The sequence below is a fragment of the Butyrivibrio sp. XPD2002 genome, from assembly GCF_000423945.1.
Taxonomy (GTDB): Bacteria; Bacillota; Clostridia; order Lachnospirales; family Lachnospiraceae; genus Butyrivibrio.
This window is the reverse complement of the sequence record NZ_AUIY01000001.1, coordinates 448,393-464,436: the sequence shown is the minus strand read 5'-3', so window position 1 is coordinate 464,436 and position 16,044 is coordinate 448,393. Positions and strand designations below refer to the sequence as shown.

Annotated in this window: 13 protein-coding genes; 12 read left to right on the top strand and 1 reads right to left on the bottom strand. The window is 42.0% G+C overall.

The window, feature by feature from the left end; translation table 11 throughout:
• Positions 1–13 precede the first annotated feature (13 nt).
• From flgC to G587_RS26560, 12 genes are all read left to right on the top strand, one after another.
• Positions 14–472: a flagellar basal body rod protein FlgC gene (gene flgC / locus G587_RS0101960; protein ID WP_026490868.1), complete on the top strand. Its 459-nt coding sequence runs from the start codon at positions 14–16 to the stop codon at positions 470–472.
• A 54-nt stretch (positions 473–526) separates the two neighbouring features.
• Positions 527–868: a flagellar hook-basal body complex protein FliE gene (gene fliE, locus G587_RS0101955; protein ID WP_026490867.1), complete on the top strand. Its 342-nt coding sequence runs from the start codon at positions 527–529 to the stop codon at positions 866–868.
• Positions 869–954: 86 nt separating this feature from the next.
• Positions 955–2,607 carry a flagellar M-ring protein FliF C-terminal domain-containing protein gene (locus G587_RS0101950; protein WP_026490866.1) on the top strand — a complete coding sequence of 551 codons (1,653 nt, stop codon included), beginning with the start codon at positions 955–957 and terminating at the stop codon, positions 2,605–2,607.
• Between the two features lie 42 nt (positions 2,608–2,649).
• On the top strand, positions 2,650–3,750 hold the full coding sequence (gene fliG, locus G587_RS21000; RefSeq protein WP_081673574.1) for a flagellar motor switch protein FliG: 1,101 nt from the start codon (positions 2,650–2,652) through the stop codon (positions 3,748–3,750).
• 10 nt (positions 3,751–3,760) lie between these two features.
• Entirely contained in the window at positions 3,761–4,909 is a 1,149-nt protein-coding gene (locus tag G587_RS0101940; protein WP_026490865.1) for a FliH/SctL family protein, read from the top strand.
• The gene (fliI, locus tag G587_RS0101935; RefSeq protein ID WP_026490864.1) at positions 4,909–6,267 is read left to right on the top strand and encodes a flagellar protein export ATPase FliI; all 1,359 of its coding nucleotides are present in this window, start codon (positions 4,909–4,911) and stop codon (positions 6,265–6,267) included. The genes G587_RS0101940 and fliI overlap by 1 nt, the downstream gene beginning before the upstream one ends.
• Positions 6,268–6,270: 3 nt before the next feature.
• Positions 6,271–6,729: a flagellar export protein FliJ gene (gene fliJ, locus G587_RS0101930; protein WP_026490863.1), complete on the top strand. Its 459-nt coding sequence runs from the start codon at positions 6,271–6,273 to the stop codon at positions 6,727–6,729.
• Positions 6,729–7,712, top strand: coding sequence for a hypothetical protein (locus G587_RS20995; RefSeq protein WP_051200539.1), 984 nt, complete (start codon positions 6,729–6,731; stop codon positions 7,710–7,712). Before fliJ ends, G587_RS20995 begins: the two co-directional genes overlap by 1 nt.
• 126 nt (positions 7,713–7,838) lie before the next feature.
• A complete protein-coding gene (locus tag G587_RS0101920) occupies positions 7,839–9,479 on the top strand; it encodes a flagellar hook-length control protein FliK (protein ID WP_026490862.1) in 1,641 nt (546 codons plus the stop codon).
• Between the two features lie 21 nt (positions 9,480–9,500).
• Positions 9,501–10,256, top strand: coding sequence for a flagellar hook capping FlgD N-terminal domain-containing protein (locus G587_RS24010; protein WP_051200537.1), 756 nt, complete (start codon positions 9,501–9,503; stop codon positions 10,254–10,256).
• Positions 10,257–10,398: 142 nt separating this feature from the next.
• Positions 10,399–10,794, top strand: a complete 396-nt coding sequence (locus G587_RS0101910; protein WP_026490861.1) for a TIGR02530 family flagellar biosynthesis protein — start codon at positions 10,399–10,401, stop codon at positions 10,792–10,794.
• A 216-nt stretch (positions 10,795–11,010) separates the two neighbouring features.
• Positions 11,011–14,283: a flagellar hook-basal body complex protein gene (locus G587_RS26560; RefSeq protein WP_051200535.1), complete on the top strand. Its 3,273-nt coding sequence runs from the start codon at positions 11,011–11,013 to the stop codon at positions 14,281–14,283.
• A gap of 116 nt (positions 14,284–14,399) precedes the next feature.
• On the opposite strand, the gene G587_RS20975 is transcribed toward G587_RS26560, so the two are convergent.
• Complete coding sequence (locus G587_RS20975) at positions 14,400–15,293, bottom strand: hypothetical protein (RefSeq protein ID WP_051200533.1); 894 nt, start codon at positions 15,291–15,293, stop codon at positions 14,400–14,402.
• Positions 15,294–16,044 lie beyond the last annotated feature (751 nt).

The window sequence follows — 16,044 nt, the reverse complement described above, 5'->3', positions numbered from 1 at the left end:
TGGGGTGTAGCTTATGATCAGTACTGGTAACATTTTTGATTCCTTTAACATTAATTCATCCGGAATGACTGCGGAGAGATTCCGCATGGATATAATCTCACAGAACATTGCCAATGCCAACACTACACGTGATGCTACAGGCGATGTTTATACGAGAAAAGTTGTAACCTTTTCTGAAAAGGGTATGCAGACACCTTTTTCAAAGATTCTCAATGAGAGACTCGACCACTACAGTGGACGAGGTGTTAAGGTGTCATCTGTTAAGGACGATACCTGGACGGATTATAAGATGGTATATGATCCGTCACATCCTGATGCAGACGAGTTCGGATATGTTACTTATCCGAATGTTGATATAGTGACAGAGATGACGAACCTTATTGATGCACAGAGAGGCTATGAAGCTAACGCTACAGCCTTTTCATCAAGTAAGTACCTGATGGGGCAGGGATTATCTATAGCTCAGGGTTAAGAGAACTTAGTAAGAGCATAACTTCCTTGTTAAAAGTTTAAGGGGGGGATATAAATGGCAGATGTTGATATCAGTCAGATCAGAAATGTACATTCAACTGCTATAAGAAATGCAGAGAAGGCTAATTCAAGAGTTTCCAATCCTCTTGGGGACAGATTTGGAAATGACGGATCCTTCACCAATTTTTTTACCAGAGCAGTTGAGAATATAAATACGACAAATGCTTATCTGTCCGATGCTGAGAACGAAGAGATCAAGTGGTCTCTTGGCGAGACAGATAATACACACGATCTGGCTATAGCACTGCAGAAGGCTGAGACAGCGCTGCAGTACACCATTGCGGTTCGTGATAAAATGCTTGCTGCATACAAAGAAATAATGCAGATGCAGATTTAGTAATTAAAGCCTTCTTCCCAAGGGAGAAGGTGTCAGCGAAGCTGACGGATGAGGGGTCTTTTTAGAAGTTTTGGGAGGAGTTTAGTATGCGAGAACGTCTTTTGGGACTCAGGGACAGGGTTCTTGAGTGGTGGAATCGTTTTACAATCAGACAGAAGACGCTTATAGGGGCAGGACTTGCTGCCGTGGCCTTTACGGTTATCATTTTGGTCACGGTGTTTAATCAGCCTCAGTATGTACCGATTGCTACAGCGGATTCGCTCAAACAATCCAATGAGATTATTGAGCTTTTTGATGAAAATGGTATCAGATACAGGATGTCAGATGATGCGCTTAAATTCGACGTTTTGGCGGAGGATAAGACCAGTGCATCTCTTTTGCTTGCAACAAACAATATTCAGGCAGAGCCTTATAGCATTGACAATGTAACAAACGGAAGCTTTTCAACCACAGAATCAGATAAACAGAAGAAATACATAGCTTATCTTGAGGATAAGCTGGGACATGACTTTTCAGAGCGATTCGATGCAATCGACAGTGCCAAGGTTGAGCTTCATATACCTACAAATGATGGAACGCTTTTATCTAAAAACGAAGAGTCTTCAGCAAGTATTTTCCTGAGATTAAAGGATCCTGAAGCTTTCACCGAGGATAATGCAGCATACCTTGCCAAGGCTACGGCAACTATACTTGGTAACAACACCACTGAGAAGATTACTATTATGGACAGTGAAGGTAACATGCTGTTCTCAGGCTCTGAGGATACATCCGCTGCAGGACTTGCAAGCACACAGCTCACTGCTAAGACCAAGGCAGAAGCTCAGATAAGAAATGAGATAATAAGAGTCCTTCGTGGAACAAAGCTCTATAACGAGATCGAGGTGGCAAGTAACCTCGTACTTGATTTTTCAAATATAAAGAAAACAACTCATACCTATACACCGGCTGAAGGCCAGACACAGGGTGTACTTAGTCATGAGGACAGCTATAACGCTAACAATGTAAACGGAACAAGCGGTATTCCCGGAACAGATACCAATAACGATGATGAGACCTCATACATGCTGCAGGATAATGAGAATTCATCATCTACAATTGAGGAAGAGTCCAAGGACTACCTGCCTAACGAGGAGATCACAACAGTTGATACACCTTCAGGTAAGGTTAATTACGAAGAATCCTCAATCTCCGTAACAGCCACAACCTATGTGGTTTATAACGAAGATAATTATAATCCTTCTGATCACAACGATATGACCTGGAAGGAATTCAAGGAGAATACCGGAGTTACTCAGACAGAGGTTTCTGAGGACACTATCAATATTGTAGCTAAGGCTTCAGGTATTTCAGCAGCCAATATTTCAATGACTGCTTATAACCAGCCTGAATTCTTTGATGCAGAGCCTAAGGGAATTACCTTTGCAGACCTGTTGCAGCTCATTCTTATTCTGCTTATTCTTGGTCTTCTCGGATTCGTTATCTGGAGAAGTATCACAACCAGGAAGGAAGAGATTGAGATTGAGGAGCAGGAGGAGGAGGTTCTTCCTGAGGAGCTTTCAGTTGAGGAGCTTCTTGAGTCTCAGCCCGAAGAATTCCTGGAGGATGAGGACAGTCTTGCTGATATCACCATGGAGGAGAGCAGCGAGACCATGAAGCTTATTGAGAAATTTATTGAGGAGAACCCTGAAGCTGCTGCGATTCTTCTTCGCAACTGGCTTAAGGAGGACTACGAGCTATAATTTTACCTGAGTAGATAGAAATACACAGAGGGGAGTATTACCATGGCTATTGACGGCGAAGAGTTTGATGATGACGAGTTAGAAGGCGGCGCAGGTGCGGCTGGAGCACTTCCACCGGCGGGTAATTATGATCCGGCTCTTACTGCGAATCTTTCAGGTACGCAGAAAGCAGCCATCCTTTTGATTGCCTTAGGACCGGAAAAATCATCAGCAATTTTTAAACATCTTAAGGAAGATGAAATAGAGGAGCTTACTCTTGAAATCGCTAACACGAGAAGTGTAACACCACAGATCAAGGAAGCGGTTATAGAGGAGTTCTACGGTATCTGCCTCGCTCAGCAGTATATTGCTGAGGGTGGTATTAACTATGCAAAGGAACTTCTGGAGAAGGCCCTTGGTGAAGATAAGGCGATGGATGTTATCAGTAAGCTGACAGCATCTCTTCAGGTTAAGCCCTTCGAGTTTATTCGTAAGGCTGATCCTTCACAGCTCCTTACCTTCATTCAGGACGAGCATCCTCAGACCATTGCCCTTGTTATGTCCTATATGTCCTCAGCTCAGAGTGCCATGATTCTTGGTGCGCTGCCTCCTGAGAGACAGGCTGATGTTGCTAGACGTATCGCAACCATGGACCGTACAAGTCCTGATACCATCAAGGAAGTAGAGCGAGTACTTGAATCAAAACTCTCATCACTGGTTAACCAGGATTACACTGTTGTCGGTGGTGTAGATGCTGTTGTTGAAATCCTCAATGCGGTTGACCGTGCGACAGAAAAGCACATCATGGAAACTTTGGAAATCGAGCAGCCTGAGCTTGCTGATGAGATCCGTAAGAAGATGTTCGTATTCGAGGATATCCTTCTTCTGGACGACCGTGCTATTCAGCGAGTGCTGCGTGACGTTGATAATGCAGATCTTGGTCTTGCATGTAAGGGATCTACCGAACAGGTACAGACTGCTATCTTCAACAACCTGTCTAAGCGTCTTGCTCAGATGATCAAGGAGGATATGGACTTCATGGGACCTGTTCGTATGAAGGATGTTGAGGAAGCACAGCAGAAGATCGTTAATGTTATTCGTAAGCTTGAGGATGCCGGTGAGATTGTAATCTCTAGAGGCGGAGGTGATGACCTGGTTGTCTAATCAATCTAATTTGCTTAAGTTCGGTTGGTATCAGGTTGATGAAAATGATAAACATATCATAGATAACAACGAACTTGCACAGAAAAAGATAGAGAAATATCAGGCTGAAGAAGCCAAAAGAAGGGAGGCATTGGAGAAAGGTGAACCAGTGCCTGCTTTTGGTGGTTTCGAAGAAGGCCTTGGTTTTGAACAGATAAATGCCTATGACGATGGCCAGAACATTATCGGTAATACCAATTTTGGCGATCCGGGTGAGCTTGGTGAATTTCAGGATGGATTTCCCGGAATGGACAATTCCTACGGAAACGGCTTTGATAATGGAGAAGGCGGCTTTAATGATGGCTCCTTCGATGAAGGCTCCTATGGTGAAGGCGAGATAAATGGTTTCGGTGAAAACCAGATGGTGAACAATCCTGAGTTCCAGGGCGAAGGTTTTGAAGATCAGGGCATGCAGATGTCAGAAGAGGATATGGATCTTGGAATGGAGATGGAGGAGCCGCCGGCTCCCGAACCGGAGGAAGTTCCCCAGATCAACCTCGAAGAGATTCAGGCTCAGATAGATGAACAGATCAGAATGGCAGAGGAAGAAGCTAAGCAGATAGTTGATGATGCCAATTCCCAGGCCGAGCAGATAAAGAATCAGGCCATGGAGGAAGGCAGAAATGCCGGATATCAGGAAGGAATTCAGCAGGCCTCGGAAGAGATAGAGAGAATGAAGGCTGAGGCTGAGGCTGAGATCGAAGAAGAGCGTGCAAAGCAGCAGGCGGATTTCCAACAGCTTGTTGCCAGTATTGAGCCTGATATGGTCGATACCTTAACACAGATTTACGAGCATATTTTTAATGTTGAGTTTAGGGAAAATAAAGACATTGTTCTTCATCTGATCAGGACTACACTTGGCAAGATGGAGAATGGAACAGATATTATCCTTCACATTTCTTCAGATGATTACGATCTGGTGTCGGATGAGAAGCCAAACCTTGAAGAAGCAATGGCTTCACCCAATTCAACACTGGAGATCATCGAGGATCCTACTCTGAAGGAGAATGAATGTATCATTGAATCAGAAGGCGGTATATTTGACTGCTCCCTTGGTATTGAACTTGCTGAAGTATCAAGGAAACTGAAGCTTTTAGCATTTGATAGGAATAAGCGCTGATGGCAAATGGATTTATTGATTATTCAAAGTACAAAAGGCTTTCAAATCAGATGTTTTACAGAGTAAGAGGTAAGGTCGTTAATGTAGTTGGTCTTACCATTGAATCTGCAGGCCCTGAAGCTAAGATGGGCGACATCTGCTATATCTACTCGAAGAAAAAGGATGGCGAGACAGCAGGCAGACCCTCAGGACGTGGAACTATGGCTGAGGTTGTTGGCTTTAAGGATAACCATGTGCTTCTTATGCCCTATGAAAATATCAGTGGTATAGGAAACGGAAGTATTGTTGAGAATACCGATTCGCCTCTTCGTGTAAATGTAGGTGAGGGACTTCTTGGCAAAACTCTGGACGGGCTTGGTAGGATTGACGGTACAAACTACGGCAAAGGAACCATGCTTGAAAACGGAATAGCTTATTCTGTTGAGAACCAGCCTCCGGATCCTATGACAAGAGATCCGATATCAGATGTGTTATCCCTTGGAGTTAAGGCTGTTGACGGACTTCTGACAGTCGGTAAGGGACAGCGAATCGGAATCTTTGCAGGTTCAGGTGTTGGCAAGTCTACACTAATGGGCATGTTTGCAAGAAATACCAACGCTGATATTAACGTCATCGCTCTTATCGGAGAGCGAGGCAGGGAGGTGCGTGAATTCATAGAGCGTGACCTTGGACCTGAAGGTATGGAGAGGTCTATCGTTGTGGTTGCAACCTCTGATAAGCCTGCTTTGGAGAGACTTAAGGCTGCAAAGACAGCCACATCAATTGCTGAATATTTCCGTGATAAGGGAAAAGACGTCCTTCTAATGATGGACTCCCTCACACGTTTTTCAATGGCGCAGCGAGAAATCGGACTTGCCAGTGGTGAGCCACCTGTATCAAGAGGATATCCGCCAAGTGTTTATGCGGAGATGCCAAAGCTCCTTGAGCGTGCAGGGAAATCGAGAAAAGGTTCCATTACAGGACTGTATACGGTTCTTGTAGATGGTGATGATTTTAATGAGCCTATAACGGATACCGCCAGAGGTATTCTTGACGGACATATTGTACTTAACAGAAAGCTTGCACAGAAGAACCACTATCCTGCGATAGATGTTCTGGCAAGTATTTCAAGATGTATGAGCGCCATAGCTCCACCGGAGCAGAAGAAGGCTGCAGGTAAGCTTAAGAACGTTCTTGCGACCTATTCGGATGCCGAGGATCTGATAAATATCGGAGCTTACAAAAGTGGTGCCAACAAAGCTATCGACTACGCTGTATCGAAAATAGATGCGGTTAATGAGTTCCTTATGCAGGAAACCGATGAGAAGTTCACCTACGAGGAAGTTGTGGCGAAGCTTGAAAGCATGTTTAAGGATTAATATATGGCAAGATTCAATTATCGCCTTCAGGGCGTTCTAAACCTCAGAATGCAGCAGGAGGAACAGGTAAAAATGGAGTTTGCCGAAGCCTCCAAGGCACTTAATGATCAGATAGACATCCTTAACGAATATATTGCCACCCGCGATGAATTTATCCGCGAGGGGTATGAGCTCAGGAATGCCAGTCTGATGGATGTTCGTAAGATCACCGACAACAATTACTACCAGAGACAGATGGATGTTATCATCAAGGATCAGGAGGTAAAGGTCGATTCGTACAGAGCAAAGTTTGAGGTCGCCAGGATGAAGCTCGCAAGAGCCGTTCAGGAGAGAAAGATGCAGGAGAGGCTTAAAGAAAAAGCCTTTGAGCAATTTATAGAGGAAGAGAAAGAGGCGGAAGCCAAGGAAGTAGATGAAAGAACCAGCTTCACGTATACACAGCGTGCAAGAGAGGATGAATAATGGCAGAAAAGGAAGCTAAGGAGAAAAAAGAGTCTTCGGTACTCCCTAAACCACTCGACCCCGATAAAGAGGCGAGAAAAAAGATAAAAGAGGACAGGAAAGCCTTAAGAGCAGAGCTCAAGGAACAGAGGAAGCAGGCTAAGCTTCGCGAAGCAGAGCTTGCTGAGAGAACTGCTGAGCTTAACGGCGATGATGGTGGCGGAATAGCAACACTTGTTGTTACTTTTTTCATTATAGTCATTTGGCTTATCATCATGGGACTGCTGATAAAGCTCGACGTAGGAGGCTTTGGTTCGAATGTCCTTGCACCGATAATCGGAGATATACCGGGTATTCAGGGGATTCTTCCCGAAGGAAGCTACACACCTGTTGCCCAGAAGAAATATGAAGAGCAGCAGACCACGGTGAATCCTGTGGACGAGCAGCTGGCAAACAGCCTTGACGAGGCTAATCTTTATATAAAAAGACTGGAGAATGAACTGAGAAAGGAAATGGAGGAAAACTCATCTCTTCAGGAGGAAAATGAAAAGCTCCAGACTGAAGTTTCAAGACTTCAGCCCTTTGAAGAGGAACAGGCAAAGCTTGAAGAGCAGAAGGAAGACTTTTATAAAAACGTGGTCTACGCTGATAATGCACCTTCACCTGAGGAATTTAAAAAATACTATGAGATGATAGAGCCTGATATAGCAGCTGAGATATATGCTCAGATTATTCAGGGCGAATCAGATGATCTTGAGCTTGAGCAGTACGTAAAGGCGTACTCATCCATGAAGCCCAAGGAAGCAGCAGCTATATTTAATGCCATGATCGAGAATGATACAGGAGATGCAGTACGACTTATCTCAAGAATTCTTGGTAAGATGAGTGCTGAAAACCGAGGCGCGATACTGGATAAGATGAACGAGGAATACGCAGGAAGAGTTACAGACTACATGGAGCCTTCCACACATAAAGCGACTGTTTCAGGTGTAGGGAACGGATGAGGGGTTTATAATTTTTTTATAATTTTCGGCCATGTGGGTTAAGTTTTGACACACATGGCCGATATACTTTGTGTAGAACTATGGGTGGAGTGTACCCGTAAGTAACAAAGAAAGGAGGAAAAGGATTTGATTACTAACGCGATTCCGGGTATTAACAATTTAGATTTCTTTGCTAATACCATGCAGTCAAAAGGAATTGCTGCTACAAAGGAGCAGACTACAGATTTTCAGAAAGCCCTTAGTAACGCAAATACTCAGAAGCAGACTGCGTCAATTTCGCTTAGCGTATCCAAAACTCTCACAACAACCGGAGCTGCTGAAAACACAGTTGCTGCAGCTTATGAACAGACACAGAATGTGAAAAATGCAGACGACGGAACGGTGAGAGAAGTAACAACCGCTAAGACAGATGACACAGAAGCTACAGCAGCAAAAGCATCTGAGACAAAGGTGGCTACTGAAGGAAACGAGACTGAAAATGTAGCCGCTTCTGAACTCACGGAAGAAACAAATGAAGTCCAGGAGGCTCTGGCACAGATCAATGAAAATCCTGAAGGTGAAGCTGCAGCTGCTGAAGTGCTCGATGAAGCACTTTCAGAGCTTGAAGAGGCACTGCTTGAAAGCAGTAGAGACCTGATGCAGCAGCTCGCTGATGAGATGGGCGTTGATATCGAAGATATCGAGAATGCCATGGCAACACTGGGACTTACAAATGTAGCAATACTTGATCCTACTAACATGACTCAGATAGTTGCACAGATAACGGGTGCCGATGATGTGATGGCAATCGTTACCAACGCAGATGTTTATCTGAATGTTCAGAACATGCAGGATGCGGTAGATACTACAAGGCATAACCTAATGGAAGAATTCAGTCTTTCTGAGGAAGGACTTAGTTCAGCATTAGAGAATTTTAACGAAGAACTTGAGCAGAGAGCCGGAGAGAGAGTCATTCAGACTGAAGAGAGTCCGGTAATTGTTGAGCAGCATGCAAATCCTGTTGTTAATGAGCAGGCTATCATTTCATCCGAGGCAGTAAGACTTGATCTGAACGGTGAAGGAACAGTAAAAGAGGTTACTACAACACCTGAGACTCAGGCAGAACCCCAGGTTACTGAAGAGCCTAAGTTCCAGATCGAGATAAATGCAGAGCAGCAGCCTAAGGAAGAAAACAAGCACGATGAACCCAAGCAGGAAGCACCTGACGGTTCTCAGTACAATCACATTATGAACCAGATATCCTCATCTCTTTCAGAGGTAGTGGAAACGGAAAGCTATGGGCAGATGGCTAGGACGAACGCACAGGATATCATGGATCAGATTACTGAATACATCAAGATGAGCGTAAAGCCTGATACCACAACAATGGAATTACAGCTTCATCCCGCAAGCCTCGGCAGCGTCAATGTAATTGTCGAAGCAGCTAAGGACGGAAACATTGTTGCGAAGTTCCTTACTCAGAATGAGGATGTCAGAGCGGCAATCGAGAGCCAGCTTCAGCAGCTTCAGGAAAAGCTGAACGAGCAGGGAGTTAAGGTTACAGCGGTAGAGGTTACTGTTAATGCAGGAGCTTTTGACCAGGCACTTAACGACAGCCAGAGTCAGAAGGAAGATGATCAGGATGCTCAGGAATCCATCAGAAAGCCCATGAGAAGAATCAGACTTGAGGATATCTCAATGGATGAGCTTGATGAGATCGATGAAGCTGATCAGCTCACAGCTGAGATGATGGCAATCAATGGTAATTCAGTAGATTTCTCCGCTTGATAACTTTTCGGAGGTACCAATATGAGCGTTAATGCAGTAGTTGAAAATGGTAAGATTCTTGATACCAAAGCTCAGGCTGAAGAAGCGAAAAAGAACGCGGCTGCAGCTAATCAGGGATATGACAAGAATGCCTTCATGAATATTCTGTGTGCTCAGATGAAGTATCAGGATCCTTTGGAGCCTACATCAAACACCGAGTATATCAATCAGTATGCAACCTTTACCCAGGTTGAGCAGCTGTCAAACATGGCAGAAGCCTTCACTATGTCGAGAGCATCTGATCTTGTAGGAAAAACTGTAATAGTTACTGATGAGAATGGCACTCAGGTACAGGGCAAGGTTGACTATGTTACCTATAAGAGCGGAGAAGCCTATCTGAATATCGAGGGCAAAGATTACAAGATGGAAGATGTCAGCTCAGTTGCCGACAGTCATTTTGTAGAAATCCACGATCAGGCGGATGACCTTGCTGAGATGATGGATAAGTTCCCTGCATATGAGAACATGGTTTACACAGATGCCCAGAAGGTTTATGAGGCATACAGTTTTTATAAGAATATGGATTCTGATGCAGTTGCACTTCTGGATAAGAAGGATATTGATACTCTTGAAAAATATTACAAGAGAGCAGTAGAGCTTGTACAGGAAGCAACCAAGAATCAGGAGGAGTACGAAGCAAAGAAAAAAGCAGAAGAAGAGGCTAAGGCAGCTAAGCTGACAGAAGACCAGGATGAAGGAACTGACGTGGAAGCGGCAGAAATAGAGCCGGAAGAGTAACAGAACACCTTGGGAACCAGTATTTAATTATAAAAATTATAAAAAATTGTGAAAAGGTCTTATGTTTATGAGACCTCTGCCGAAATATAAAGCGGTAGAGCAATTAAGGCTCATGTGTTTAGTTTAAAGAAAGGAGTAAGCCGTGAGAATAGATAATAGCGGATTCCTTTCAATTGAACAGGTCCAGAATCAGTACTTAGGTCAGGGCGAGAAGATCAGAGGCGGTGCCGGTGTTCAGAATTCTGATTTCGGTAAAATCCTCTCTCAGATCGAGCAGAACAGAGAAGGTGTGAAATTTTCAAAGCACGCTTCCAACAGACTAAGTGACCGCAACATTGAGCTTACACAGGATCAGATGGACCGCCTGAACAATGCAAGAAATCAGGCCAATGCGAAAGGGATCAATGAATCTCTCATCCTTGTAGATCAGCTAGCCTTCATCGTAAATGTAAAGACGAGCACAGTAGTGACCGCGATGGATAGTCAGGAAACTGGCAGCAACATTTTCACCAATATAGACGGAGCGGTAATCGCATAAGTTCTATATCACGAGAAGAATGAATTGAAGAAATTTGACCGGACCGAGGGCGGTGCGAATACCGCCCACAAGCCAGCCGGAAGTGGCAGGTGTCTAAGGAGGTCACGAATTCCCGAATGCCAGAAGGAATTCAAATTTACGTTTCCTTTCTTTTCATTCCCAATCGGAAAATAGAATATGTGTGCCGTCCCCCAGTACATTAGGAGGACATGCCTTATGATGAGATCACTTTTTTCTGGTGTAGCAGGACTTAAGACCCACCAGGTCAAGATGGATGTTATCGGTAATAACATCGCGAACGTTAACACCACATCCTTCAAGTCACAGTCTATTACCTTTAGTGATTTGATGTATCAGACCACACAGCGTGCATCCAGAGCTACCGAGACAACTGGTGGTATAAATGCCCGTCAGATCGGTCTTGGTGCAAAATCAGGCGCGATTGCTACAGCAATCACTCAGCAGGGCGCAACGGAAACAACAAACAATCCGTTCGATATGCGAATTACCGGTGACGCTTTCTTCGTAGTAAATAATGGTAACCAGACAATGTTCACAAGAGATGGTTCCTTCTACGTAGACGGCGCAGGAAACCTCGCAATGCAGTCAACAGGTTACTTCGTATATGGCTGGACAGCAGCAGAAGATCCTGAGACAGGTGCCATCACCGTTAATACAAACGGCGGTATCGGAAAGCTTCAGATCATGAGCGCTGAGAACATGACCTATCCTCCGGAAGGAACAACAGAAGGTCTTGTAAGCGGTAACATCGATGCGCACGATACAAATATCACAAGCGACAATGGAAAAACAGTAACTCTTGAATTCTACGACAATCTTGGATATCTTTATACAGCAAAATTTGCAGTTCGTGATGTTGATAATCTTGAGCATACTTACACAATGACTCTCGAGGACATCCTAGATTCCAAGGGAAATACAATCGGAGCAGAAAAGCTCAGCCACGTAACATTTACAGATCTCGACAACGACGAGCAGACCTATGGCATCAGGGATTCCTGGACAAAGACAATAACAACAACAAATTATACAGCAACAGTTGGTGCTAAAAACGCATCTTTCAAGGATTCAAAGGGGGCAACAGCTTATTCAGGCATTCCGGTAAGTGGTTCAATTTCTTCATTGGTTGACAAGGCACCTCAGTTGCTGAGAAATGTATATAATCTTTCAGTTGGCGTTGCTGGTGATAATTCGGTTGCTTCTACAGACTACTACACAATCAATTCAGACGGATCTATTAGTGTATATCCTGTAACTTCTGCAGAAACAAAAGCATCAAATCTTGGCACATATTATAAGAATAGTAGCACAGATAGCACAGTTACTTATGGAACATATGAGAATTCAACATATGCGACATTGACTAGAAAGCTTGATTTATCAGCGGCAGAGGATCTATCTGAAAATCAGAAAGATGTTTTGAAGTCAATGTTTGGAGTGGATTTTGATGATGATACAAAATTTCCATTTGATCCAGGGAAAAAAGATTATTCTTATGAGCTTTCAACTGATGGCGTTAGTTCTATAACAGTTTATGAAAATACATATGAAACTTCTGATCCTATAAAACTTGCTGATGGATTTCATATGGTTACATCAGTATCAAGCACTACGACAGTTACAATAAATAATATTGATAGTGATACAAATTTAATTGTGGCTAAAGAACAGAATGAATTTGGTGCCCTTCCGGATCAGATTAGAACTGCTTATGGATTGAAAACAGGCGATTATCCAACAACTAATAAATATAAATATAGCATTAGTAATGATGGAAATATAGTAATTACTTCAAAATCTACCACAAATAAAGATATTGATTCTCTGAGTAAGGATTTAATTGCCGAAGGTAAAACATTTGATCATAACGAAGGTGATGATACTTGTACTATTAACGGAACCACTGTGGCTATGACTGGAACGATTTCTTCAGATAACACAGATGCTGAATTAGCACTATTGGCATTGACCAAAGGAGATCTTCCAGCAACTGGTGGAACAACTTCAAAACCTGAGACATATGTTTATAAATATACTATTAATCATGAGGGAGTCGTTACAGTAAATAGAGAAACGACTGCAACTTGGGATGATACGACACAATTAAAAAAAGATAAGTACAATTTTTATATTGACACAACAACTAACAAAGCTGTTTATTCGCTTCCTAGCAGAAATAAGACGTTTGAATTATCAGGAGAACTTTCATATCTTGATTCTGAATCGATAGATCTTCTTGAATGTTACGGCTTTACATCTGATAGAATTAAGCCTAGTGAGGGAAATAGTACATTTACATATAAGTATAAAATTGATGATAATGGCGATCTGATAATTTATACTACAAAGAAAACAACGTCTACTTATGATAATGAAATGGGTTATTCGGTTTATATGAATACGGGATCAAATATTGTATTCAGAAATTATAAGTCGGAAGTTGAGACTGCTATACCTCTTTCAGGAAACATAAATACACTTACAAATTCTCAGAAGAATGTACTAAAAGCAATATACAATTACACACCTGGAAATGATGATGTAACTTACAAGATAAGTGATGATGGAACAACAATTTCTGTTGGTACAAAGAATAATTCAGGTGTTAAGAGCTGGGCTATTACACAGACAACAACAGAAACACAGCTCACCTTCGAAATTGACGAAGATGAAACTACAGCTACATACAGAAATGCAAGTGAAGAAGGAAAAGTAGTTTACGACAAGATTCCGAGAACCGGTTATGTTTCTGAAATCTTTGATGCTACACTTACAGCAGATTTCTTCCCTGATGTGTATAACTACAACCCAGATAAGTCATCTGGTGATTACGAGAACCTTACATACCACATTCTCGATGACGGAACACTTCAGATTGTAAATAACTCAATCACAATGAAGTACAACGCTAAAACCGGTGCAATCGAGCAGCCTACAGAGAAGATAGTTCTCAACTTTGATCAGGACGCTTTGATCGACGGTCAGCCCAAGATGGCAGGCTTTACAGATGTAAACATCGACCTTTCACCTACAACCAACTACAATACAATGGCAACCTCCACAATCGGAGCAGTTAAAGGTGATAAGCAGAGCCTTAAGACCGGACGTGCAGTAGGCGAAATGAACGGTGTAACAATCGGTAAGGACGGAACAATCTACGCAACATATTCAAACGGTCAGACAAAGCTCCTTGGACAGATCGCAACAGCAGAATTTGCTAACGCATCAGGTCTTGAGAAAAACGGTGACAACCTCTACACCCAGACCCTTAACTCCGGCGAAGCTACAATTCAGGATGTAACGACAGACGGTGGCTACATCACAACTGGTGTATTGGAAATGTCAAACGTAGACCTTTCAAGTGAGTTCACCAGTATGATCACAACTCAGCGTGGATTCCAGGCTAACAGCCGTATTATCACAGTTTCAGATACACTCCTTGAGGAGCTTACAAATCTGAAGAGATGATTTTCGTTAACATAATTCCATAATGATGTATGGCACTTATCGAGGGGGAGAAGTGCAGAATACATATAAAGGGCGCTCAACCGAGCGCCCTTTGGTTTATAACAATAACTATGAAATTACTTTGCCGAAACAAGTTGGGCTTCTAAATTAGCTATTTTTGCCTTTAAATCTGCAATAGTCTCAGCATCCTTTGCAATTGTAGAATCCTTTTCAGCAATAGCAGAATCCTTTTCAGCAATGATAGCATCTTTTTCTGCAATAATAACGGCAGCTTTAGCAGTTGCTTCATCTATGCCATCTTGGCGAACGTTCTGTAAATGAAGTTCTTCGTTATATTCAAATACACTCATTTCTTGTACCTCCGCACGATGCTTCATAAGGAAGCCTTCAATTATTCCTTCGGCAATGCATTCATCAATTGCCTTTTGGACAGCATCTTCTATTACCATTATCTTAGCATATGCCCTGATTTTTGCAACGAAGACGGCATAATCATTGAGGGCTTTGCAGGCATGTAAAATATCGGGATTATGATTCTCGTTAATATTGATAACTGTGACTAATAGTTCCAGTTCAGGAGACTGAAGAACCTTTTCATATTGATCTGAAAGTCTATAAGTTACTTTGTCCTCATTCATATCAGTTCCATTGTAGAAAACTACGAATCTTGGAGCTGGGATTTTTATAACCTGTTTCTTATAGAGATCATCTCGGACTATCATTCCTGATATTATTTTTGTTACATAGATTAGAAACCTCAACGGCATATTTCCGCATTCCGTGCTCTGATGCTCGTAAAGATTTAACTCAAATCCGAAGATGAAAGAGATGTCATTTTTCATCTTCATGTAAACATCTTCTTCAAGGGTGTTGATTTCTAAATCATCTGTGTTTACATAATTAGTGCCATTGACCGCGTTGTATAAGGATAAGAGTTCTTCCTTGCTATTGAAAAGCATCCTAAAAACGGAATCCTTATACTTTCTGTTTACTGTTAACGTGTTACTCAATTTTTCCTCCTTGTTGGTTTATATTTATCAGAAAACCATACAAGGTTTAGAAATATAAATAAGAAAAATAAATACTTACTGCTTCAATAAAATCCTACGTGGAAAATAATAAAAGGAAAATATGGGAGAGCCTCCCTGGAAAACCTGCATGGCTTTCTGACAAGAAATCATATTAATGCGCTATTGCCACATTGTCAAGATATAATATGATAATGGCTCAAAAAGCTATGAAAACACCGTTAATATAAAAAACACAGCTAAGTAAAAAATTCCCGTCTCAAAAGTACTCCCCAATAATACCTTAAAGAAAAAATAAGCAAAAAAAGAAGAGAATGAAACAAATTTACACCAAAACGACAATAATAATGAAATAAAATTTCACCACACCTCAAAACAACCTCCTAAAAAATCACCCAATATCTAAAAATCAAATAAACAAACCCGAAAAATTCTTTAAATTAAATTTTCGTCTAGCCATAACCATAAATCTCTCCAAAACGGTTTTAATAAATCACGAGATGTTGTATAATCAAAAATGAAGTATGCACAAGATGTAGCGTGTAAATTTATTTCATTAATCACATTAAAAAATGAAATAAAAATTCACAAGCTATGTTTTTGCGGAATTTTGTGCATCAAAATAATGAAAAACCATGATAAAATTGTGTTAATAAACCTAGAAGTGTAACTTTTGCTAAATTGGGCGGTGCATTTCTGCAATTTTATTTCAACGATTTCAGACGAGTGTCGG